At 28.6% G+C, this 23,668-nt stretch carries 18 protein-coding genes, 1 pseudogene and 1 other annotated feature; of the genes and pseudogenes, 15 read left to right on the top strand and 4 right to left on the bottom strand.

Annotated features, from left to right (window positions below; translation table 11 throughout):
- The first annotated feature begins 209 nt into the window (after positions 1–209).
- The 4 genes and pseudogenes from ACQPUY_RS14505 to ACQPUY_RS14490 form a co-directional block, all read left to right on the top strand.
- The gene (locus tag ACQPUY_RS14505; protein WP_430842195.1) at positions 210–3,413 is read left to right on the top strand and encodes a ligand-binding sensor domain-containing protein; all 3,204 of its coding nucleotides are present in this window, start codon (positions 210–212) and stop codon (positions 3,411–3,413) included.
- A 34-nt stretch (positions 3,414–3,447) separates the two neighbouring features.
- On the top strand, positions 3,448–4,332 hold the full coding sequence (locus ACQPUY_RS14500; RefSeq protein WP_430842193.1) for a hypothetical protein: 885 nt from the start codon (positions 3,448–3,450) through the stop codon (positions 4,330–4,332).
- A gap of 58 nt (positions 4,333–4,390) precedes the next feature.
- Complete coding sequence (locus ACQPUY_RS14495; RefSeq protein WP_430842191.1) at positions 4,391–4,915, top strand: 2'-5' RNA ligase family protein; 525 nt, start codon at positions 4,391–4,393, stop codon at positions 4,913–4,915.
- Between the two features lie 45 nt (positions 4,916–4,960).
- A pseudogene (locus ACQPUY_RS14490) lies at positions 4,961–5,251 on the top strand (glycyl radical enzyme domain-containing protein); the annotation flags it as partial.
- A gap of 85 nt (positions 5,252–5,336) precedes the next feature.
- Here ACQPUY_RS14490 and ahpF read toward each other — a convergent pair.
- Together ahpF and ahpC are read right to left on the bottom strand one after the other, a co-directional pair.
- On the bottom strand, positions 5,337–6,872 hold the full coding sequence (ahpF, locus tag ACQPUY_RS14485; RefSeq protein ID WP_430842189.1) for an alkyl hydroperoxide reductase subunit F: 1,536 nt from the start codon (positions 6,870–6,872) through the stop codon (positions 5,337–5,339).
- 13 nt (positions 6,873–6,885) lie between these two features.
- Positions 6,886–7,449: an alkyl hydroperoxide reductase subunit C gene (gene ahpC, locus ACQPUY_RS14480; RefSeq protein WP_430842187.1), complete on the bottom strand. Its 564-nt coding sequence runs from the start codon at positions 7,447–7,449 to the stop codon at positions 6,886–6,888.
- A 198-nt stretch (positions 7,450–7,647) separates the two neighbouring features.
- Positions 7,648–7,905: a binding site (T-box leader), on the top strand.
- 134 nt (positions 7,906–8,039) lie between these two features.
- On the opposite strand from ahpC, the gene ACQPUY_RS14475 reads away from it, so the two are divergent.
- The 10 genes from ACQPUY_RS14475 (at position 8,040) to ACQPUY_RS14430 (ending at position 20,002) form a co-directional block, all read left to right on the top strand.
- Entirely contained in the window at positions 8,040–8,666 is a 627-nt protein-coding gene (locus ACQPUY_RS14475) for a class I SAM-dependent methyltransferase (protein WP_430842185.1), read from the top strand.
- Between the two features lie 19 nt (positions 8,667–8,685).
- A complete protein-coding gene (locus ACQPUY_RS14470; protein ID WP_430842183.1) occupies positions 8,686–9,828 on the top strand; it encodes a trans-sulfuration enzyme family protein in 1,143 nt (380 codons plus the stop codon).
- Between the two features lies 1 nt (position 9,829).
- Positions 9,830–10,282 (top strand): S-ribosylhomocysteine lyase, encoded by a 453-nt coding sequence (locus ACQPUY_RS14465; RefSeq protein ID WP_430842181.1) that lies wholly within the window; start codon positions 9,830–9,832, stop codon positions 10,280–10,282.
- Positions 10,266–11,174: a PLP-dependent cysteine synthase family protein gene (locus ACQPUY_RS14460; RefSeq protein ID WP_430842179.1), complete on the top strand. Its 909-nt coding sequence runs from the start codon at positions 10,266–10,268 to the stop codon at positions 11,172–11,174. Before ACQPUY_RS14465 ends, ACQPUY_RS14460 begins: the two co-directional genes overlap by 17 nt.
- A 149-nt stretch (positions 11,175–11,323) precedes the next feature.
- On the top strand, positions 11,324–11,893 hold the full coding sequence (locus ACQPUY_RS14455; RefSeq protein WP_430842177.1) for a TetR/AcrR family transcriptional regulator C-terminal domain-containing protein: 570 nt from the start codon (positions 11,324–11,326) through the stop codon (positions 11,891–11,893).
- Between the two features lie 146 nt (positions 11,894–12,039).
- Complete coding sequence (locus ACQPUY_RS14450) at positions 12,040–13,734, top strand: oleate hydratase (RefSeq protein WP_430842175.1); 1,695 nt, start codon at positions 12,040–12,042, stop codon at positions 13,732–13,734.
- Between the two features lie 250 nt (positions 13,735–13,984).
- On the top strand, positions 13,985–15,742 hold the full coding sequence (locus tag ACQPUY_RS14445) for a 1-deoxy-D-xylulose-5-phosphate synthase (protein ID WP_430842173.1): 1,758 nt from the start codon (positions 13,985–13,987) through the stop codon (positions 15,740–15,742).
- A 256-nt stretch (positions 15,743–15,998) separates the two neighbouring features.
- The gene (locus ACQPUY_RS14440) at positions 15,999–16,598 is read left to right on the top strand and encodes a nitroreductase family protein (RefSeq protein WP_430842171.1); all 600 of its coding nucleotides are present in this window, start codon (positions 15,999–16,001) and stop codon (positions 16,596–16,598) included.
- 131 nt (positions 16,599–16,729) lie between these two features.
- Positions 16,730–17,431: an ABC transporter ATP-binding protein gene (locus ACQPUY_RS14435; RefSeq protein ID WP_430842169.1), complete on the top strand. Its 702-nt coding sequence runs from the start codon at positions 16,730–16,732 to the stop codon at positions 17,429–17,431.
- A gap of 12 nt (positions 17,432–17,443) precedes the next feature.
- Positions 17,444–20,002 carry an FtsX-like permease family protein gene (locus tag ACQPUY_RS14430; RefSeq protein WP_430842167.1) on the top strand — a complete coding sequence of 853 codons (2,559 nt, stop codon included), beginning with the start codon at positions 17,444–17,446 and terminating at the stop codon, positions 20,000–20,002.
- 251 nt (positions 20,003–20,253) lie between these two features.
- On the opposite strand, the gene ACQPUY_RS14425 is transcribed toward ACQPUY_RS14430, so the two are convergent.
- Positions 20,254–20,748: a hypothetical protein gene (locus tag ACQPUY_RS14425; RefSeq protein WP_430842165.1), complete on the bottom strand. Its 495-nt coding sequence runs from the start codon at positions 20,746–20,748 to the stop codon at positions 20,254–20,256.
- Between the two features lie 144 nt (positions 20,749–20,892).
- Complete coding sequence (locus ACQPUY_RS14420; protein WP_430842163.1) at positions 20,893–22,236, bottom strand: MATE family efflux transporter; 1,344 nt, start codon at positions 22,234–22,236, stop codon at positions 20,893–20,895.
- 588 nt (positions 22,237–22,824) lie between these two features.
- Here ACQPUY_RS14420 and ACQPUY_RS14415 point away from each other — a divergent pair.
- Positions 22,825–23,655: a PRD domain-containing protein gene (locus ACQPUY_RS14415; protein WP_430842161.1), complete on the top strand. Its 831-nt coding sequence runs from the start codon at positions 22,825–22,827 to the stop codon at positions 23,653–23,655.
- Positions 23,656–23,668: the final 13 nt, after the last annotated feature.

Below are 23,668 nucleotides of genomic sequence, written 5' to 3'. Positions count from 1 at the left end.
ACCTTTAGTATGTAGAAGTAAATATGTTATATTAGGGCAACTTGGAGAGCACCATGGAGCAACTAATATAACATATTTACTTCTTTTTTTGTGTTAAGAACTCTTTGATATAATTGAAATTAAGTACAAACTATTATAAGATATAGAATGGTTATTTTACGTGAATTTGTATAATACGTCCATATTAATATTTTAAAGTAAGGTGAAAAATGAAAAAAATTATAAAAAAGAGTACAATTTTTTTATTTATGCTTATATGTTTGTTTAGGTATGATGCTTTTGCCATAAAAAATAACAACATTAATTTTCAAAACTTAACTATAGATGATGAGTTGTCTCAATCTTTAGTAGAGTATATATATCAAGATAGCAACGGGTATATATGGATAGCTACTAATGATGGATTGAATAGATATAATGGAAATGAGTTTAAGGTATATAAGAATATTAAAAATGATGACACTAGTCTTAGTAATAATATGGTTAGCTCTATAGTAGAGGATAATGATAAAAACTTATGGATAGGCACTGATGGCGGATTAAATAAGATGAATTTAATTAATGGAAAGATAACTAGGTATTTAGTTTCAGATGAGGACAAACTTTATTCTAATACTGTTGTTGATGAACTCATGATAGATTCAAAGGGGAGGCTTTGGGTTTGCAGTGTAAATGGGCTTAATTTATATGATATGGAAAATGATAAGTTTGTTAAGGTAGCAGAGGAGTATTTAGATAATAAAGGTCTTCAGGATTTTGCTGAAGATGATGAAGGTAATATTTGGATTGCAACCATGGAAGGGCTATTTAAATACAATCATGATACGGGCATAATAAAAGCTTTTTATCATGATGAAGATGATGAAAATACAATTAGTGAAAATAATATTTTTTCTATTTATTATAGTGAAAAAAAGCTATGGATTGGTACTAAAATAGGTGGATTAAATGTTATGGATATAGAGGATTATAGTATAAAGAAATATACTCATGATGCAGATAACCAGCAATCTATACCTAGTAACCTTATAAGAGATATAATTAGGGATAAGGATGGTAACATATGGCTGGCTACTGATCAAGGTCTAGCTACTTTTGATGAAAGTGATGAAACTTTCTATACATATACAAGTAATACAAGTAAATATAGCCTTTGTGATAATAATGTTATTAGTTTATATCAAGATAGATTAGGAGTAATGTGGATAGGAACCTTTGGAGGAGTAAGTAAATTTTATATCAATAATGATTTTAAGGTATATAGAAATGAACTAGAAGATGATAATTCATTAAGTAGCAGCAGTGTATGTGGAATATATGAAGATGATGAAGGAATGGTGTGGGTTGGAACATTTAATTCAGGTATAAATAGAATAGACACAGCTAGCGGTAATATCAGCAGATTCTATAATGATGTTAATAATGAAAACTTCTTGAGTAGTAATAGAATAAAAGATATAACTGGAATAGAAAATGAAATCTGGATAGCTACAGATAATGGGTTAAATAAATATGATAAAAGTACAGGAAACTTTACTGTATATAAAAAATCAGATGATGAGAATAGTATAGTAAATAGTGAAATAAGGGTATTGTATATAGATAAAGATGGGTTGCTATGGATAGGAACTAGAGGGGGAATATCTACCTTTGATAGGAAAAGTAAATTTACTTCATATAATCAGCTGTTAGAAGCAAATGGAATTTATGAAAAAACTATTAGTGCTATTTATGAAGATTCCCAAGGGATAATGTGGTTTGGACTTGGAAATGATGGGGGTCTAGTAAAGTATAACAGAGAAACTGGAGAAGTTAAAAATTACTTATATGATAATAATAATGAGAATTCTTTAAGTAATAATACTGTTAGGTCTATTACAGAAGATAGCAAGGGAAACTTATGGGTAGGAACTCAAGATGGACTAAGTAAGCTGGATAAGGAAAATGATGATTTTACAGTATATACATATACTGATGGATTATCTAATAATTTTATTTACGGAGTACTTGTAGATGGTAATGATAATATCTGGGCTAGTACTAATTATGGTGTATCTATGTATGACCAAGTTAATGATAAGTTTGTAAGGTATTATGAAGCTGATGGGCTTGCAACTAATGAGTTTAATGGCTTTTCATATCACCAAAATAAAAAAGGTGAAATTTATTTTGGTGGAGTAAATGGATTAACAAAATTCAATCCATTAAATATTCAGCTAAATATTGAGACAAGTAATGTAATAGTAGATAGTATAAAGACAAGTGGAGGAGTTGAAGTTAAAGTACATGATAATATTGTTTTAGATTATGATTCAAGGGAGTTATATGTAAAGTTTTTTATACCAGAGTATAAAAATATAAGTCAGATGCAATATGCTTACAAATTAGAAGGCATGGATAATGATTGGACGTTTTCAGGGAGCGAGAATTATGCAAGATATGCAAGCCTTCCACCAGGAAAATATAAAATGCTTATAGCAGGAAGAAACTATAATGGGGTTTGGTCTGATATATCAAGTATAAATATTGAGGTGAAAAATTCAATTTGGAAAACTCCATTTGCATATTTTATATACATAGTTATACTGGTAACGATGGTATATTACTTTTACAATCAAATGAAGATATTAGATGCTTTAGCAAAGCAAAGAACTCATCAATTAAATGTTAAGCTCAATGAAAATGAAAGTTTATACAAAATGCTTATCCAAGCAGAAAAATATAAGAATAATTACTTTGTTAACCTATCTCATGAGCTAAGAACACCGTTAAATGTTATTTTATCTATAGAGCAACTAATAAAATCTTTAATTAAATCGGGAATACAGATAGAGAATGATAAAATGGAAGAATATATGAATACCTTAGGTGGAAATTCAAGGCGTCTTTTAAATTTAATAAATAATATTATCGATACTTCTAAAATAGATTCAGGTTCCTATAGGTTAAATATAGAAGAGGTTGATATAGTAAGCCTTGTAGAAGATACAGCACTATCTATGGTTGAACTTGCAAAATCAAAAAATATAGATCTTATAGTTGACCCTGAAATAGAGGAGTTAACTATACGTTGTGATAAGCTAGATATAGAGAGATGTATAGTTAATTTAATAGGTAATGCTATAAAGTTTACAGAATCAGAAGGAAATATAATTGTTACTATTAGTGAATTAGACGATAAGGTTAAGATAAGTGTTAAAGATACTGGAGTAGGAATCGAAGAAAAATATCATAAGAGTATTTTTGATAGGTTCGGACAAGTTTATAATAGATCATCAGAAGAATTTGGAGGAAGTGGGTTAGGATTAACGTTAACTAAAAATTTAATTAATCTTCATGGAGGAGATATTAGAGTAGTTAGTGAAATTGGAGAAGGTAGTGAATTTATTATTATCTTACCTATTAATACGTAAAAAGTAAGCCATTTAATATTAAGGGGAAATATACATGAAAGATGAAAAAAATATTAAATATGGATTGTTTACATCCATACTTATAGCATTAGGTCCTATACTTTGGCTATTCATAAACATATATGATAAAAATTATAAAACTATAGTATTTAACATAGTTTTTGTTATTCTTGGAATTACTTTAGTATTATATAATCTTAGAAATTATTTAAAAGTGTACAATAAAAAAGATAATATAGCTTTAGATTTGTTAAGGCATATAGTATCCTTTATATTTTACATACTATTAATAGCAGTAATAGTAATATCATTTCTAGCATTTTATACTGGAATCGCATTTATACAAGAAAAACTATTTATAAAAGGAGAATATTTAACGTATCTTACAAAATCGCCATATTCATATTTACTATTTGTAATACTGATAATAGTTGGTACTAGAATAAGTATGTTATTTTCAAGAAAAGAAAAACTAGATTCTATTAACAAGGGATTATTCCAATGGGTAAAGTTTGATATATTAATAATAATTCCACTTATATATATAATACTAACTAGTGTAGCTGTAGTTACAGAAGATGGGATTTATGATTATAGTTTTTATAACTTAAAGGGCAGTAAATATAGCTTTAGTGATGTAGAGTATGTAGATACTGGGTTTGTTGATAGTGGAAGAAATAAGGGTGAATTTTTTTATAATATTCAATTTAAAAATGGTAAAACAATAAAATTGGCTCATCCATCTATGACTCAGCCTTCTGAGAAGTATGATAATGATACATGGCAAGAATATGTTGATATAGATCAATATATTATGAATAGTGGAGCTAAAAAGAATTCTAGTGAAAAAGGCTCAGAGTATGTACAAATGGATAATATATATGTAGATAAGTTATTATATGTTATAAGAAATAAATAATAAGACTTAGTGATTAAGTTATAATAAAAGTAATAAATATAAATCTAGTGGAGGAAAAATGTATTTAGTATCTTTATATTTTGATAATAAATCAGAAAGAAAAATACAGAGATTTATAAATAAAGTAGCTGAAAAAAGTGGAAATAATTTTATGACTGATAATAATGTTCCACCACATATAACTATTGCATCATTTCAAACTGATGATGAAGACAAGGTTATAGAAATATTGGATAAAATAATTAGGGATATTAATAGAGCCATGATAACATTGGCATCAATAGGAATATTCAAATCATCTGTTATATTTTTATCACCAGTTTTAAATGAATACTTACATAATCTATCAGTTGGTATATATGAAGGTATATCATTAGTAGAAAATATAGATATTAGTAAATATTATTTACCATTTCAATGGATACCACACATAACTATTGCGAAAAAGTTGACTAGGGAAGAGTTAATGTTAGGATTTCAAGAGTTAGATAATAATTTTACTATTTTTAGTGGGAGCATAACTAAAATTGCATTATCTAGTACAAATCCTCTTGAAGATATAGTAGTATGGAACTTAGATTAAAATAATATATAAAATGTGAGGAGAAAGACAATGGAACAAGCTTTTCATTCAAAAATAGCTAATGATTTAGGAGAAAAAATAATAGAGAAGCTTAATGATATAGTATCTTCATATAAATCAGAATATGTAGAGTGTTTTGAAGGACATCATTTATTACATGCTCAAGTAGGGATAGATACAGATACAGGAATATCTCCAGGTTGCAGAATACCAGTAGGTGAGGAGCCAGAGATATTTGAACATATAATACAATCAGCTCCATATCATAAATATTTCTTTAATGGAATAGGTGATATATTTGTTTTTGAGGAAACTTATAAAAATAATTTAGATGCATAAATGAAAAATAATGCAGATATAATAGTAAAAGATATTACAAAACTAATTAAAGTATTTGTAATATCTTTTTTATATGAATATATTATTTTTTATTGCGAATAAGATAATCAAAAGCACTTAATGATGCTGTTGCACCAGATCCCATTGCAATAATAATTTGCTTGTATGGACTATCAGTACAATCTCCAGCTGCAAAAACACCATCTAGACTTGTAAAACATTTTTTATCTACAACAATTTCACCTATTCTATTGAGTTCAAGAGATTCGCTTATCCATTTTGTATTTGGTGCTAAGCCAATCTGAATAAAAATACCTTCTAGGTTTATACGTTTTTCTTCATTTGTACTTCTATCAATATAAATGATACCATCTACTTTATTAGTTCCAGTAATTTCTTTTACTTGAACATTTTTAAGTACAGTAACATTAGATAGAGAGTATAGTTTTTCTTGTAAAACAGCATCTGCTTTTAATTCAGGCAAAAATTCCAATACAGTTACGTGTTTGACAATATTCGCAAGATCGATAGCAGCTTCAATACCTGAATTACCGCCGCCAACAACTGCAATATCCTTGCCTTTATAAATAGGGCCATCACAGTGTGGGCAGAAGGCTACACCTTTATTTTTAAACTTTTCTTCTCCAGGGACACCAAGTTCTCTCCACTTAGCACCAGTTGAGATAATAACAGTTTTACTTTTAAGAGTTGCATTACTTTCTAAAGCTACCTCTATAAAATCACCATTTTTAGTTAGTGATTTTGCACTTTCACCACTTATAATATCAACATCATAGTTTCTAACATGTTCTTCTAAATTTCTAGATAGTTTTGGACCTTCTGTATATTTTACACTAATGAAATTTTCAATAGCCATTGTATCCATAACTTGACCGCCAAAGCGTTCAACTACAATACCTGTATTCAGTCCTTTTCTAGCAGAATATATTGCGGCACTAGAACCAGATGGACCACCACCAATAACTAGTACATCAAATACTTCTTTATCATTAAGAGCTGTATTATCTTTCTTTTCTCCAAGTTTTAATAAAATTTCTTCTAAACTAGTTCTACCACTATCAAAATGCTCTCCATTTAAAAAGACAGTTGGAACAGCCATAATATTTCTAGACTCGACCTCATCTTGAAATGGTTCACCATCTATCATTGTGTGAGTAATTCGTGGATTAAGAATACTCATAAGATTTAAAGCCTGAACTACATCAGGACAGTTATGGCAACTTAAGCTTATATAAGTTTCAAAGGACAAATCTCTATCAATTGATTTTATACTTTTTATTAGGCTTTCATCTATTTTAGGTGGCCTTCCACTTACTTGTAATAGTGCTAATACTAAAGAAGAAAACTCATGTCCTAGTGGAACTCCTGCAAAAGTTACGCCAGTATCTTCATGCATACGATTTATACTAAAACTAGGTGTTCTATCAAAAGTAGCTATCTCTACATGAATTTTAGGAGACATAGATGATATTTCATCAATAAGTTCATTTACTTCTAATGATGTTTTGTCATTGCCTACATTTTTCTTTATAACAATATCATTTTCTAGCATCTCAAGATATGAAGCTAATTGTTGTTTAATATTTTTATCTAACATAAAAATTCACCTATTAAATTTTGCCAACAAGGTCAAGACCTGGTATTAGTGTTTTAGAACCTTCTTTCCACTTAGCAGGGCAAACTTCTTTCGGATTATTTCTTACATATTGAGCAGCTTTAATTTTATCTACTACAACACTTGCATCACGACCAATATTACCTGCATTAATTTCAACACATTGCACAGTACCATCTGGATCAATAATAAATGTACCTCTATCTGCAAGACCAGATTCTTCAATAAGTACATCAAAGTTTTTTGAAATTGTATGTGATGGATCACCAATCATAATATATTCAATTTTACCAATTGCATCAGAAGTATCGTGCCATGCTTTATGTGTAAAGTGAGTATCTGTTGAAATAGAATAGACTTCAGCTCCGAGAGACTTAAGGGTTGCATATTGATCTTGCAAATCTTCAAGTTCTGTAGGACAAACAAAAGTGAAATCAGCAGGATAGAAGCAAAGTACGCTCCATTGACCTTTAAAACTTTCTGCTGTTACTTCGATAAAATTTCCATTTTGATAGGCATTTGCCTTGAAAGGTTCTACTTGTTTTCCTATTAATGACATATAGATTATCTCCTTTTATATAAAAATTTTATTTGTTTAAAAATAGTATCTACTGTATAGAAATTTATTATTCATAGTTAACTTACAAAAGAAGATAAGGGAGAATATAAAGGAATTAGATTTTAAATTTTTTTAATTTTAAGAACAAATCTTAAAGTTTGTTATATAATGTTATTATAAAAAAGTAGTCCGATAGGAATAATAGCTAAGATGAGAAGAGTAGCTTAATAAAAGCTTTCAGAGAGAAATCTCCTTGGGTGTAAGAGATTTTAAGTAGATATTAATTGAAGTGCATCTCTGAGCTCTGAATCGAAACTTTAGTAGACTTCAGCGGGAATGCCCGTTACAGCGTTGAGGTATATATGTACCAAAAGATAAGATGTCTTTTTATATAATTATTAGGTTGTATAAAAGATAATTAGAGTGGAATCGCGGAAGATTACTTCTGCCTCTAAGGTTTAGAGGCAGAAGTTTTTTTGTTAGTAGATAAATATTTTTAAGTGTTACTTAACTGATATTACAGTAAGTAAGTTCAAATGATTTTATAAAAATTTACAAAATATTATTAATAAAAACGAAGGAGGTTTATTATGAATTCTGTACAATACTTTGATTCTATAGCTGAAAAGTGGAATGTTATTCGTAGTGAATATTTTGAGGAGAGGTTAAAATATAAACTTTTATCCATAGCTAATATAAAGGATAAAGTTGTGGCTGATTTAGGATGTGGGACAGGTTTTGTTTCTTTAGCATTATCAGATGAAGCAAGTATAGTTTTTTCTGTAGATAATTCAAGTAATATGCTTAAGCAGTTAAAGGCTAATGCATCAGATAAAAATTATAAAAATTTATATCTAATTAAATCATCACTTGATAATTTATCACTTTTTGATGAGTCTGTAGATATTATTTTTATAAATATGGCACTTCATCATATAAAGGATGCAAAAAAAGCTATATCAGAAATGCATAGAGTCCTAAAAAAAGATGGGGTTGTAGTTATATCTGATGTTATGGAGCATGATGGTGAGTGGGCTAGAGAAGAAATGTTTGATGAATGGCTTGGATTTTCAAATGAGCAAATAAAAAATTGGCTAGAAGAAGCTGGTTTTAATAATATTCAAATAGAAAATACAGATTTAAGCTGCAAAGGATATTCAAGTAAGGGTGAATATACTGAAACAGGAATTTTTATAGCTAGAGGAATTAAAAAATAGTAGGAGGGATAGTTAGAAGATGAAAATAGAATCATTATTAATTCATGGTGGAATAGATGGAGATGAGAAAACAGGAGCAGTAAATATACCTATATATCAAACTTCCACATATAAACAACCAAAGTTTGGTATAAATAAGGGGTATGAATATTCAAGAACAGGAAATCCAACAAGGGAGGCTTTAGAAAAACTTGTTTCAGATTTAGAAGAGGGTTATGCAGGTTTTGGATTTGCTTCTGGAATGGCAGCTACTACTGCCGTTCTTTCTCTTTTCAAATGTGGAGATAAAATAGTTATTTCAAACAATGTATATGGAGGCACATTTAGAGTTTTAGATAAGGTTTTTAACCATTTTGGAATTGAATATAAAATAGTTGATACTTCTAATTTGGAAGAAGTAAAAAATAGTATGGATGAGGCTGTAAGGGCTATATTTATAGAAAGTCCAACAAATCCGCTAATGGATATAAGTGATATTGAAGCAGTTTCAAATATAGCTAAAGCAAAAGGTATATACACTATAGTTGATAACACTTTTATGACTCCATATCTTCAAAAACCAATTAAGCTTGGTGCTGATATAGTTATTCATAGCGCTACTAAATATCTTGGTGGACATAGTGATACAGTTTCAGGAGTAGTTGTTGTTAATAGTGAAGATTTAGCAGAAAGACTTCATTTTATTCAAAACTCAACAGGGGGAGTTTTATCACCTTTTGATTCATTTATGCTAATAAAAGGTATTAAGACATTAGCAGTTAGGATGGATAGGCATAATGAAAATACAAAAGCAATTGCTGAATTTTTAAGAAATAGAGAAGAAATAGAAAAGGTATATTATCCAGGTTTTGAAGATCATCCAGGATATGAAATTCAAAATAAACAAGCTAAAGGTTATGGGGGAATAATATCTTTTGTAATAAAGAAAGGATATGACTATAAAAAGTTTTTTAATAATCTTGAAATAATAACTTTTGGTGAAAGTCTAGGAGGAGTTGAGTCACTAGCTTGTCATCCAGCTTCAATGACTCATGCCTCTATACCATATGAGATAAGACAAAAGGTTGGAATAGTTGATAATTTAATAAGATTATCAATTGGGATAGAAAATATTGAAGATTTAATAAAAGATATAGAAAGTGCGTTAAGGGAGAGTAAATAAGATGATTAAAGTAGAAAGTTTTTCACTAGATCACACAAAGGTTAAGGCACCATATGTTAGAAAATGTGGCACTCAAAAAGGTGTTAATGGAGATAGCATATCTAAATTTGATTTAAGATTTATGCAACCGAATAAAGAAGTAATGCCAACTGCTGCAATTCATAGTTTAGAACATTTACTTGCAGGATTTATGCGAGAAAAAATAGATACTATAATAGATATTTCACCAATGGGATGTAGAACAGGTTTTTATTTAACTGCTTGGGGAGAAGTTGAAGTTAAGGATGTAATAAAAGCATTAGAATATAGCTTGAAAAAAGTATTAGACACAGAAGAAGTTCCAGCAGCTAATGAGCTTCAATGTGGTAATTACAGAGATCATTCTATAGAACTTGCACATGAATATGCTAATAAAGCAATAAAGAAGGGATTTAGTAGTGAAATATTTAAATAATATTCAAGAGTTAATAGGGAATACCCCAATAATTAAACTGAATAATTTAAATATTAAAGAAGGGGTAAACATTTTTGTAAAGCTTGAAAGTAATAATCCTGGTGGAAGTGTCAAAGATAGAATAGGAGTTTACATGATTGAAGCGGCAGAAAGAGAAGGAAAATTAAAGCCGGGATATACAATAATTGAAGCAACTGCTGGAAATACTGGTCTTGGAATAGCTATTGCAGCAATAAATAAAGGCTATAATATAATATTTATAGTTCCAACTAAGTTTTCTATAGAAAAGCAGACATTAATGAGAGCTCTAGGAGCTAAAATTATAAATACCCCAAGAGAAGATGGAATGCTCGGTGCTGTTAAAAAAGCAGATGAATTACTTATGACTATAGAAAATTCAATAAGCTTAAGGCAATTTGAAAACCAAGCAAATCCTCTTGCTCATTATGAAAAAACTGGTCCAGAAATATATGAAGCAATGAATGGAGAAATAGATTATTTCGTTTCAGGTGCCGGCAGTGGAGGAACATTTACTGGAGTAGCAAAATTTCTGAAGGAGAAAAATAAAAATATAAAATCTATATTAGCAGATCCAGAAGGTTCTACAATGGGTGGAGGTATCGAAGGCTGTTATGATATAGAAGGTATAGGAAATAACTTTATTCCAAGTACAATGGATATGAAATTAGTAGATGATGTTATAAAGGTTTCAGATAAAGAAGCCTATGACATGGTAAAACTAATTGCACTAAAGGAAGGCCTTATTGTAGGAAGTTCATCTGGAGCAGCTTTATCTGCTACTTTAAAATTAACAGATAAAATAGATGAAGGTAATATAATTACCATTTTACCTGATAGAGGAGATAGATATTTTAGTAAAAATATTTACTAACTAAGTAATTAAGCAAGCTTACAGATAAAAGAATTAAATTGGTTTTTAGAGCAAAGATGGAGTTTGGAGAATCAATATTTACATGTTATTATTATAAAAAGTAAATTTAATTTAAGATATTTATAATTTGGTAATAAAAGGAGAAAAATATGTCTAATTCACAAATAACAGAGATTGCTTTAGCTAATGCCTTAAAGAAGCTAATGAAGAAGCATTCTATAAACAAAATTACAGTTAAGGAAGTTACAAATGAATGCGGAGTTACAAGACGTACGTTTTATAATCACTTCAATGATATTTATGAATTACTTGAGTGGATTTATGAACATGAGGTAATAGAGGAGTTAGAACAATACTATAATTTAGATGGATGGAAGATAGCTATAAATAGAGTGCTTCAGTATACTATAGATAATAAAATAATATGCATTAATACATTTAATTCTTTGGGACGTGATCACTTAGAGAAGTTTTTATACAATATTTTTTATAGTGCATTACAAGGGGTAACTATAGATATTACGAAAGATATGGATATTGAGGAGAATATAAAAAATGAAACAATAAGATTTTATACACTAGCTATAGTAGGAGAATTTATATTATGGCTTAGAAATGGATTGAAGGAAGACTCAAAATGTATTTTAGATAGGATAGAAAGAATAATGACAGGCACTCTTTCTTATGTGATGATGAGAAATGATAAAAGTAAAAAATAATAATATATTAAAGGAAATTGAGAAAATATTACACACCTTAATAATAGTGTGAAATATTTTCTCAATTTCCTTTTTGTGTTTATTGAAGAAGATTTATTAGAGGAATAAGCTATTAATATAAAGAATTAAAAAAGAGGTGCTTAATTATGGGAAATTATCAAAAAATTAATCCATCTATACCTAAGAATATTAATGGAAGAAAGGCGTATTTAATTGGAGGAGGAATAGCTTCACTATCTGCAGCAGCTTTTTTAATTAGAGATGCTCATATGCCAGGTAAAAATATTCATATTTTAGAAGAATCTAAGGTTTATGGAGGCTCAATGGATGGAGCTGGTAATGCAACTAAAGGATATACTGCAAGAGGTGGAAGAGAAATAGAAGAACATTTTGAATGCTTCATGGAGTTATTTAGCTTTATACCATCATTAAAGGATAAAAATAGAAGTGTTTTAGATGAGTTTAGAGATTTAAATCTTGAAGAACCGATTGAGTCACATTGTCGTTTAGTTCATAATCAAGGAGAAAAAGCTGATTTTTCTAGTTTAGGGTTATCAAAAGAAAATGCCATGGAACTTGCTAAACTTCATATGTTAACAGAAGAGGCTCTTGGAGCAACAACAATTGAAGAATATTTTTCACAATCATTTTTTGAAACAAACTTTTGGTTCTTCTGGGCATCAATGTTTGCATTTGAAAAGTGGCATAGTGTTGTAGAAGTAAAACGTTATATGGAAAGGTTTATGCATTTAATAGGTGGATTGAATAGACTTAAAGGGATTTTGCATACTGAGTACAATCAATATGATTCATTAATTCTTCCACTAATAACATGGTTAAAAGATAATAATGTATGTTTTGATACTGGATATAAAGTAACAGATATAGATTTTGATTTTTCAAATAATAAAAAAGTAGCAAAATCAATTCATTATGTAAAAGATAATAGTTATGAAAAAATAGATATAAATAAAGATGATTTAGTTTTATTTACTAATGGATCAATGACTGAAAATACCACAAGAGGTGATTTAGATCATCCAGCAGTTATTAACACTTCAGATGATAAAGGATGCTTTAGTGTATGGCAAAAGATTGCAAAGAAATCAGAAGACTTTGGAAAACCAGAAGTATTTTGTAATGATATAGATAAAACTAAGTGGCTATCATTTACAATTACATTAAAAGATGATGATATAGTTTTCCCTTATTTATATAATTTAACTGGAGATAAGCCTGGAATGGGTGGTCTTGTAACCATAAAGGATTCAAAATGGTTTATGAGCTGGGTTGTTCCAAAACATCCTCACTTTATCAATCAACCTGATAATGTTAAAGTATTATGGGCATATGCATTAAATCTTGATATTAAAGGTGATTATATAAATAAATCAATATCTGAATGTACAGGCCGTGAAATGTTTGAGGAACTTTTATATCATATGGGATTAAAGGACAGAATTCCAGAAATTCTTAAACATACAATTAATGTAATTCCAAGTATGATGCCATATATAACTTCTCAATTTATGCCTCGTGTGAAAGGTGATAGACCTGATGTTATTCCTAAGGGAAGCGAAAACTTTGGATTTATAGGACAATATTCGGAAGTACCTAATGATTGTGTATTCACTGTAGAATATTCTATTAGAAGTGCAATGATGGCTGTATATGGATTGATGAAGCTTAATAAAGTAGTTGATCCAGTATTCCCTAGTCAATATGATATTCGTGTATTAGTTAATGCAGCTAAAACATGTCTTGGAGTAGATAAATTACCAATAAAGGATATTACATTAAAGGATATTTTGAAAAACACAGAGATATTAAAGCTTCTATAATATGTTGAAATAGAAATTAAAGTTATCCTAGTAAAGATATTAATTTACTTTACTAGGATATTTTTATATTTATATAAGTATTAGAATTGACACCTATAATGAAGAGATTTATCAAGTAATTTATTTTGAAGCGTAGAGTATATAAAAATGAAAAAAGTATTGACTTAGAGTTAACTCTAAGAGATATACTAATTTACATGGATATAATTTTAAAATAAAATTAAACTTATATATTCAAGGAGGAATACATATGAAATTGAATATTTTAAATAAAGTAGATTCGCCAAAGGATTTAAAAGTACTTAATATAAGTGACTTAAAAGAGCTGGCTAGTGAAATAAGAGAAGTAATAATAAATAAAGTTAGCCAAACTGGAGGACATTTTGGACCAAATTTAGGAATGGTTGAAGCAACAATTGCACTACACTATGTATTTAATTCACCAGTAGATAAAATTGTATATGATGTTTCTCACCAATCATATCCACATAAAATTTTGACAGGTAGAAAGTATGGTTTTTTAGATCCAGATAAATTTAATAGTATAACAGGATATACTTCTCAATTAGAAAGTAAACATGATTTTTTTAGAATTGGTCATACATCTACTTCAATAAGCTTAGCTTGTGGTCTTGCTAAGGCAAGAGATGTAAAAGGAGATAGTGAAAATATAATAGCTGTAATAGGTGATGGATCATTAAGTGGTGGAGAAGCTTTAGAAGGTCTTAATAATGCATCAGCTTCAGGAAAAAATATAATAATACTTGTAAATGATAATGATATGTCTATAGCTGAAAACTATGGGGGTATATATCAAAACCTAGCAAAGCTTCGTGAAACTGAAGGTAAATCAGAAGATAACTTCTTCAAATCATTTGGATTTGAATATCATTATGTAAAAGGCCACGATTTAGAGTCTTTAATAGATGTATTTACAAAGGTTAAGGATATAGATCATCCAGTAGTTATACATATGCATACTATAAAAGGTAAGGGTTATGAAGATGCTGAAGTAAATAAAGAAGCTTTCCACTGGGTTATGCCATTTGATTTAAAAACTAAAAAACCTCTATCTAATTTTTCTGGTGAAAGCTATTCAAAAATAACTGACAACTTTTTATGCGAAAAAGCTAGCAAAGATAAAAAAATAGTTGGTATAACAGCAGCTACACCAATGGGAGTAGGATTAAATGAATTTAGATATAAATTTAAAGATCAATTTGTTGATGTAGGTATAGCTGAAGAACATGCAATAGCTTTAGCTTCAGGGATGGCATCACAAGGTTGTAAGCCAGTAGCATCTTTTTATAGTTCATTTATTCAAAGAACTTATGACCAATTATCACAAGACTTAGCTATAAATGATAATCCAGCTTTAATACTTATTCATGGAAATGGTATAAGTGGATCAGATATAACTCATCTAGGAATATTTGATATACCTTTAATATCTAATATACCTAATATAGTATACCTTGCACCTACAAATAAGGAGGAGTATCTAGCTATGATGGAGTGGGGAATAGAGCAAGATGAGCACCCTGTTGTAGTAAGAGTGCCAAGCAATGGTGTAGTGTTAACTGGAGAAAGAGTAGAAGCAGACTTTTCTAATCTAAATACTTATAAAAAAACAAATGAAGGTGAAGAAGTAGCTATAATAGGACTTGGAGCCTTCTATCAATTAGGTGAAAAAGTACAAATTAAATTAAAAGAAGAATTAAATATAAATGCAACATTAATCAATCCAAGATTTATAACTGGAATAGATGAAAATATGCTAAATGGTTTATTAGAAAATCACAAGCTAGTAATAACTTTAGAGGATGGAATACTTGATGGAGGATTTGGAGAAAAGATATCAAGATTCTATGGAGATAAAGATATGAAAGTATTAAACTTTGGAGCTACTAAGGAATTTACTGATAAAGCTAATATAAATGAATTATATAGACGTTATCATTTAACAGATGAATTAATAGTTGAAGATATAAAAAATCTTTTAAGATAGATTTAAAGAAATATTATATAAGTATATGAATAACATATAAATTTATAGGGATATTACAAATAGTTTCTAACTATAAGTAATATCCTTATTTTATATAAAAATATGTTATAGGGAAAAGAAAGTAAATAAAAGGTAACGGAAAATATGCCTTGAAGATTTAAACGTGAATAAGGTATAATTGAGGGTATAAATGGTACAGGGTAATAATTGTATTTTTAATTTTAAAGATACAACGAATAAATATGAACTTTGTCCCATGAAACTTGTACAGAATTTAATATCTGAAAATGGAAAGAAGGTATCTAAAATGGATGCAATAAAAATGATAGAAGAGAGAAGAAGTGTTCGTAAATTTAAAAATGAAAAAGTAGATAGAGAAACTATGAAGGAGATTATTTCAATTAGTAGATGGGCTCCATCATGGAAGAATTTACAAATAGCAAGATATACATTAGTTGATAATGAAGATATTATTAAGCAACTTGCAACTGAAGGCGTTAATGGGTTTGTTTATAATATTAAGACTTTAAAAAATGCAAAAGGTGTTGCGGTATTAAGTTTTGTCAAGTGCAAAAGTGGTAAAATGGACGAAGATAACTATGCAACTTCAAAAGCTAATGCTTGGGAAGTATTTGATGCTGGTATTGCATGCCAAACCTTCTGCTTAGCAGCTCATGCTAAAGGTGTAGGAACGTGTATCATGGGAGTTATTGATGAGGAGTCAATAGCTAAAATTATAGGATTACCAGAGGAAGAAACAGTAGCAGCACTTATTGTTTATGGTTATGAAGATGAACACCCAAAAGCAACGCAAAGAAAAGACGTTGATGATATAATGCGTTTTATAGGTGAATAAAAGGATAGTAGTTAGTTTTGTTTTTATACAAAATTAACTACTATTCCTATTTTATTATTAATCATACGTAGTGTATATTTTATAACATTTAGTATTGATGACAATTTTAATAGAATAAATGGAGGTTGAGTATGCCATATATAGAAATAATTGATGTATATAAAAGATATAAAATGGGAGATAGTGTTGTTGTTGCTAATAATGGAATAACTTTTTCAGTAGAAAAAGGAGAGTTAGTTATAATATTAGGTCCTAGTGGTGCTGGTAAATCTACAGTTCTTAATATACTTGGTGGAATGGATACTTGTGATGAAGGTAAGATAATAATAGATAATATAGATATAGCTAAGTTTAATAATAAGAAGCTAACAAATTATAGAAGAAATGATGTTGGGTTTGTATTTCAATTTTATAATTTAGTACAAAATTTGACAGCTAGAGAAAATGTAGAACTTGCTTCTCAAATTTCAAAAAATGCCTTAGATGTGGATGAGACTCTTGAGGCCGTAGGTCTTAGTCATAGAAAAAATAATTTTCCATCACAGCTATCAGGAGGGGAGCAACAAAGGGTTGCTATTGCAAGAGCTATAGCTAAGAATCCAAAGCTTTTACTTTGCGATGAGCCAACGGGAGCTCTTGATTACAAAACAGGAAAACAAATTTTAAAAACATTGCAAGATACCTGTAAGAATACAGGGACAACGGTTATAATTATAACTCATAATTCTGCGATTGCTCCAATTGCAAATAGAGTAATTAAGATTAATGATGCAAAAGTTAGAAGCATTGAAGTAAATAAAAATCCAGTACCAGTTGATAAGATAGAATGGTAGGAGTGACAATAAATGCGAGTTAAAGCACATAGTAAATCAATAATAAGAGAAATTTTATCATCAAAGGCAAGATTTATTTCAATACTAGCAATAATATTTTTAGGAGTAGCATTTTATTCAGGAATTAAATCAAGTGGACCAGATTTAGAAGCTTCTATAAGTAATTTTTATAGGGATTCTAATCTTATGGATAGTAAAATTGTATCAGATTTAGGTCTTAATGATAATGATTTAGAACTGTTAAAGAATGATGAAAATATTTTAGATTATTATCCAACCCATAGTTTAGATGTCAACCTAACTAATATGAATAGTGTGGTTAAATTTATAGAGTATAATCCTGAAGATATTAATTATATAAATAAATTCACAATAGTAGATGGAAGGCTTCCTCAAACTTCTGGAGAGATAGCATTAGATGAAAAAGTTTTAGATGAAGGATTAAATATAGGAGATGAGTATACAATAGAATCTGATAAAGATACTATGGGATATTTTAACAGTAAAACTTATAAAATAGTTGGTTTTATAAAAAGTCCAATGTATATAGATAAAGAATCTAGAGGTAGTACAACCATAGGAACTGGTAGTATTGATTATTTTGCAGTAATAAATAGCTCAGATATATCAATGGATGCATATACTGAAGTTTATGTAAGATTTAAAAACGTAGAAAATATTGATGCTTATAGTGATGATTATAAAGATAAGATGGAGGAAAATATTAAGTATCTTAAAAATTTATTTGCTAATAGATCAATAGAAAGAATAGAAGAAGTAAAATTAGAATTTCAACAGAAATTTAATGAGTTATATAAAGAAATAGAATATGGAAATCAAAATTTATTAGATGTAGGAAAAGAAGTAGAAGAGCAACAATCTAAATTAAATGATTTAGATAATAGTAAGTATTATTTCTTTGATAGAGATGATAATCCTGGGTATTCAACATATGGAGATTCAATACAAAGTCTAGATAACATAGCTGCAGTATTTCCAGTATTTTTCTTTCTAGTTGCAGTTTTAATTTGCTTAACAACAATGACTAGGATGGTAGAAGAAAATAGAACAGAAATAGGTACACTAAAGGCTTTAGGGTACAGTGACTTAGAAATTTCTAAGAAGTTTGTTATATATGCAGCCTTAGCAAGTATAGTAGGTAGTGTACTTGGTATATTAGTAGGAAGTAATGGGCTTCCATATATAGTGAACATGGCTTATGGAGATATGTTTAATTTACCAAAAGTAGAAATACATTATTATACTTCCTATATAGTTCAATCAATTTTAATATCAATACTTTGTACAGTAGGGGCATCTTTATTTGTATTAAGTGCAGAACTAAAAGAGAATCCTTCAAATCTTATGAGGGTAAAAGCTCCAAAGATAGGTAAAAAGATACTACTTGAAAGAATAACTCCTTTATGGAAAAGATTTAATTTTAATCAGAAGGTAACATTTAGAAATCTTTTTAGATATAAACAACGTATGATAATGACTATATTAGGTATAGCTGGATGTATGGCAATGCTTGTAACAGGATTTTCTTTAAATAAGTCTAATAACGCTATGATAGAAAAGCAGTTTAATAAATTAATGAAATATGATGCTATAGTAGTATTTAATGATGATTCAAGTGAAGAGGAAGATGAAAATTATAATAGTACTTTAACTTCATTAGATGAATACGAATCAAGCCTAGATATACATCAAGAATCAATAACATTCAGTAAAGAGGGAATGAATAAACAAAGTGCTATGATGTACGTTCCTAAAGAAGTAGATGAATTAAATAAATATGTATCATTAAATGATAGGAAAACTGAAATAGAGTATAAGTTATCAAATAATGGTGTGATTATAAGTGAAAAATTAGCGAAACTTTTAAATGCATCTGTTGGTGATTTTGTAACATTAAAGGATTCGGATGAAAATTCCTATGAAGTTAGGATTGATGATATAGCAGAAAATTACGTATCACATTATATATATATGTCACCGGAGTATTATAAAGAGATATTCAATAAGGATATCACATACAATGCACAGTTTTTAAATTTAAAATCTGATGTAAATGAAGAAGATATACAAACTACTATTATGGAATCAGATAAAGTTATGAACATTACAATGATGTCTAAGGTTAGAAGTTCAAGTAACAATTCTAGTTTAGGTTTAGTAATGTTAGTTATAATAATAGCTTCAGGTTGTTTAGCCTTTGTAGTTTTATATAATTTAATTAACATTAATGTATCTGAACGTATAAGAGAGCTATCTACTATAAAAGTTTTAGGATTTTTTGATAATGAAGTTACAATGTATGTATTTAGAGAAAATATAATACTAACATTGGTAGGTATATTGGTAGGTTCCTTTATGGGAAAAATTCTTTATAACTTTATACTTAATACTGCAGAAACAGATACAATGATGATGATACCAGATGTTTATATGAGTAGTTATGTATTATCAGGACTAATGACTTTATTATTTGCATTTTTAGTAATGATAATGATGCATATAAAATTAAAGAATATTAATATGATAGATGCATTAAAATCTGTAGAATAAAAAAAGAAGTAAATAAGTTATATTAGTTGCTCCGTCGCAAGCTCCAAGTCGCCCTAACACAACTTATTTACTTCCACAAACTAAAGGTAATAATTCCTCATTCCTCGGAATTATGAATTTTTATGCCATAGAATTACTTCAAAGCTAAAGGAAGTAAAGTATAAATAATTATTAAGCGGGTAGACTTTTTATACTTTCCTAGATATTAAAATAAGAATAAGCTAATAACTTATATAAAAATAGTTACTAGCTTATTCTTTTTGTAATAATATTTTAATTTTATTTATTTCACTAGTTAACTCTTGTACTTGTTTTTCTAAATCTTTTATTTTATCTATGTCATTACTTTTGGAGTTAGAAGATTTGGAAGTAGTAGAGGTGCTTGAGGTATTGGAAGTAGAACTTGTAGAGTTAGTGCTACAAAAAGGATTATCAACATTATAATTACTAGGATTATAATATCTACCTGGACCTGATTCAAAATACTGTTGCTGAGAATTAAATACTAAAATAACTTGGCCAACTAATTCGAGCCAGTTTCCAATTACATTTTGTACATTAAAAGGAATATTTCCTGCTATTATATTACCAAGTATTTCACCTATTATTGCAAAAAGTTCTGGTGGAAGAGACTGAAATCCATTTGGTATATCATTGCATCCGGAGTTAGCGTTGTCATCAGAAAAATTAGTATAACCGCAAGCTTTTAATAAATCCTCAAAATTACCCCATCCATTAAAATTCATTTTATTACCTTAAAACAAGTGATTATGTTTATTATATTAAACTTATAATTAAAAGGTACTAGATTATAAAAATATAAGTCTTTTTATTTCATAGAGATTACAATTTATGGTGTTTAATATATGAAATTTGAAAACAAGTTTTAGTTAGCTAGAAGTTACTCGTGCTATTACTTGTTTTTCTTTCCAAGTACCTTTTTTAAATCTTATAAGGTATAAAACTCCTCTTACAGCCCAGTCAACAAACATTCCACTCCAAACACCAATAAGGCCTAAATTTAGATTTATTCCTAAAAAGTAACCAAGGGTAATTCTAAATAACCACATACCTATTAAGGAGGTAACCATTGTGTATTTTGCATCACCTGCACCCTTTAATCCAGCAGGAAGAACAAATGATATAGACCATATAGGAATAAATATTGCATATAATATACATACATTTCTGCTTAAATTAATTATATTAGTATCACTTGTATATAATCTAGGAGCTAAACCTGAAAAAGGTAGGAATACTAAAGCCATAACAATTAATGAAATAGTTGATAATTTTGTTATATAAGCTAAAGTATCACTTGCTTCCTCGGTTTCACCCTTACCCATATGTTGACCTACTAAAGCTGTAGCAGCTATACATAAGGCATTTCCAGGTATATTAAGCATACTACCAATAGAACTAGTTATAGAATTAGAAGCTATAGATATTGTACCCATATCAACAATAAATACTTGAGTTATTAATTTTCCACCATTAAATAATAGAGATTCTATACTTGCAGGGACTCCAATTGAAAAAATTGGTTTTAATAGAGTTAAATCAAACTTGAATTTTCTAAGGTTTGTTAATTTTAATATACTTGAACCTTTTAATAGAACAAATAGAACAATAAAAGCCCCTATACTTCTAGCTAAAGCTATTCCTAAAGCTGCACCTATTATGCCAAGTTTTAAAATATTTATAAATGTAAAAGTAAAAATAACATTCATAACATTCATAAATATTGTTATCTTCATAGGTGTTTTAGTATCTCCTGCTCCTCTTAAAATCCCATTACAAATAAGATCCATTGTAATTAAAGGATAAGTTAGTAGGGTTATAGATAAATATGTATTTGCTGAACTTATAACTTCAGCCTCAGCAGCACCAAAAAGAAAAGATAGTATAAATCTTTTAAAAATAAACATTAGCAAAGTAATAAGTACAGATATAAGTATAGATGAGTAAAGAGCTTGCTTCATAGCGGAATTTGCTTTTTTTATATTAGATTGTCCTATAAATTGAGCAACTACTACCATTCCACCCACTGCAAGAGCAGAAAAAAAAGCAATTACTATATTGTTTATGGAATCTACCATACCAATTGCAGAAACTGCTTCTTTTCCTATATGACCTGCCATCATTGTATTTACCATTCCCATGGATATTACAAATAATTGTTCAGCTAATATTGGCAAGGTTAGATTAATAACATCTTTTCGGATAAATTTCATTTTTTCACCTTCAATAGTATCCTTCCGTAGTATATTTTTATTAATATTTTAATTATATACCTAGGAAAAATATTATCAAAGTTTGTATACTTCCATTGAACCAGAAGAGAGGTTATCATAAAGAAATAAGTTGGGATTTCTACTGAATTTTACCTATTATTACATTTTTGACTTAATATATGAATTATTTTTCTAGGAAGATTGACTCAATTGAGTTTTTAGGAAGTGTAATTAATGTTTGCAATGGGATAGTCAGAGTTTATTTTAAACAGGCTCGTTGTAGCTGTAGAGTTTATCTAAGACTTGAGAATTCAGGATACGAAAAAGAATACTTTACAGTTAATAAGGAGATTATAGTTTCTTTAGCTGAGTATGATCATGTAAATAATATTATTTTTGTAAGGAGTTTAGCAAAAAAAATTCAAAAAATATTGACAAGCATGAAATGTTCTGTTATCGTATTCATGTAAGGACTGTTACTGATTCGATCAGGCATGACCAAAAATTAATGTGATTATTTATGTATAATTATATTAATGTTTGGTCATTTTTTGCTTTTTAAAATAAATAGGGGGGAAGATGCTAAAGATGAAGATATTAAAAAAGTTAAATAACAATGTTGTATTAGCTTTAAACGATAAAGGAGAAGAAATTATAGTTACTGGAAAGGGATTAGGATTCCGTAAAATGCCATATATTTTAGAAGACCTATCTTTAATAGAGAAAAAGTATATAATTCCTCAAAATACAAAAGCTTCTGAAATCTTAGAATCTATCCCTAATGAAGTAATAAAGGTAACAGAAAAGGTTATACGAAGTGGATATAAAGAACTTAATATGGAGTTCAATGCAGATATTTTATTAACTTTATCTGACCATATTAATTTTGCTATTCAAAGGAGTAAAGAAGGGGTAGGAATGAGAAGTCCTCTTCAATGGGAAATCAAACATCTTTATCCTAAGGAGTATGAGATAGGATTTCATTCACTAGATATTATTGAAAATGACCTTGGAGTTAAATTAGATAAAAATGAAGCAGCTTTTATAGCACTACATTTTATAAATGCTCAGATTGGTAAGCATGATATGACTGAAACAACAAAGATAACAACTATTATGGGAGAAATTCTTAATTTAATAAAATATAAGTTTAAAATAGAATTTAATGAAGACTCCTTTGAGTTTACTAGATTTGTAACTCATATAAGATATTTTATTATAAGACAAGTAAACAAAAAACCATTAGATAATGATAATAATGACATGTTTGCTCTTATGAAGGACAAATTAACTGAAGAGTTAGAGTGTGTTGAAGTAATAGAGAAACATTTAAATAAAAATTATGGATGGAAGTGTACAAATGATGAAAAATTATATTTAATGCTTCATATCCAAAGAATAAGGAAAGAAAAAAATTAGGACTGTTACTGAT

This window comes from Clostridium nigeriense (assembly GCF_050585245.1).
In the GTDB taxonomy this organism is placed as follows: domain Bacteria; phylum Bacillota; class Clostridia; order Clostridiales; family Clostridiaceae; genus Clostridium; species Clostridium nigeriense_A.
The sequence above is the reverse complement of the archived record's forward strand: the minus strand, read 5'-3'. Positions and strand labels throughout refer to the sequence as shown.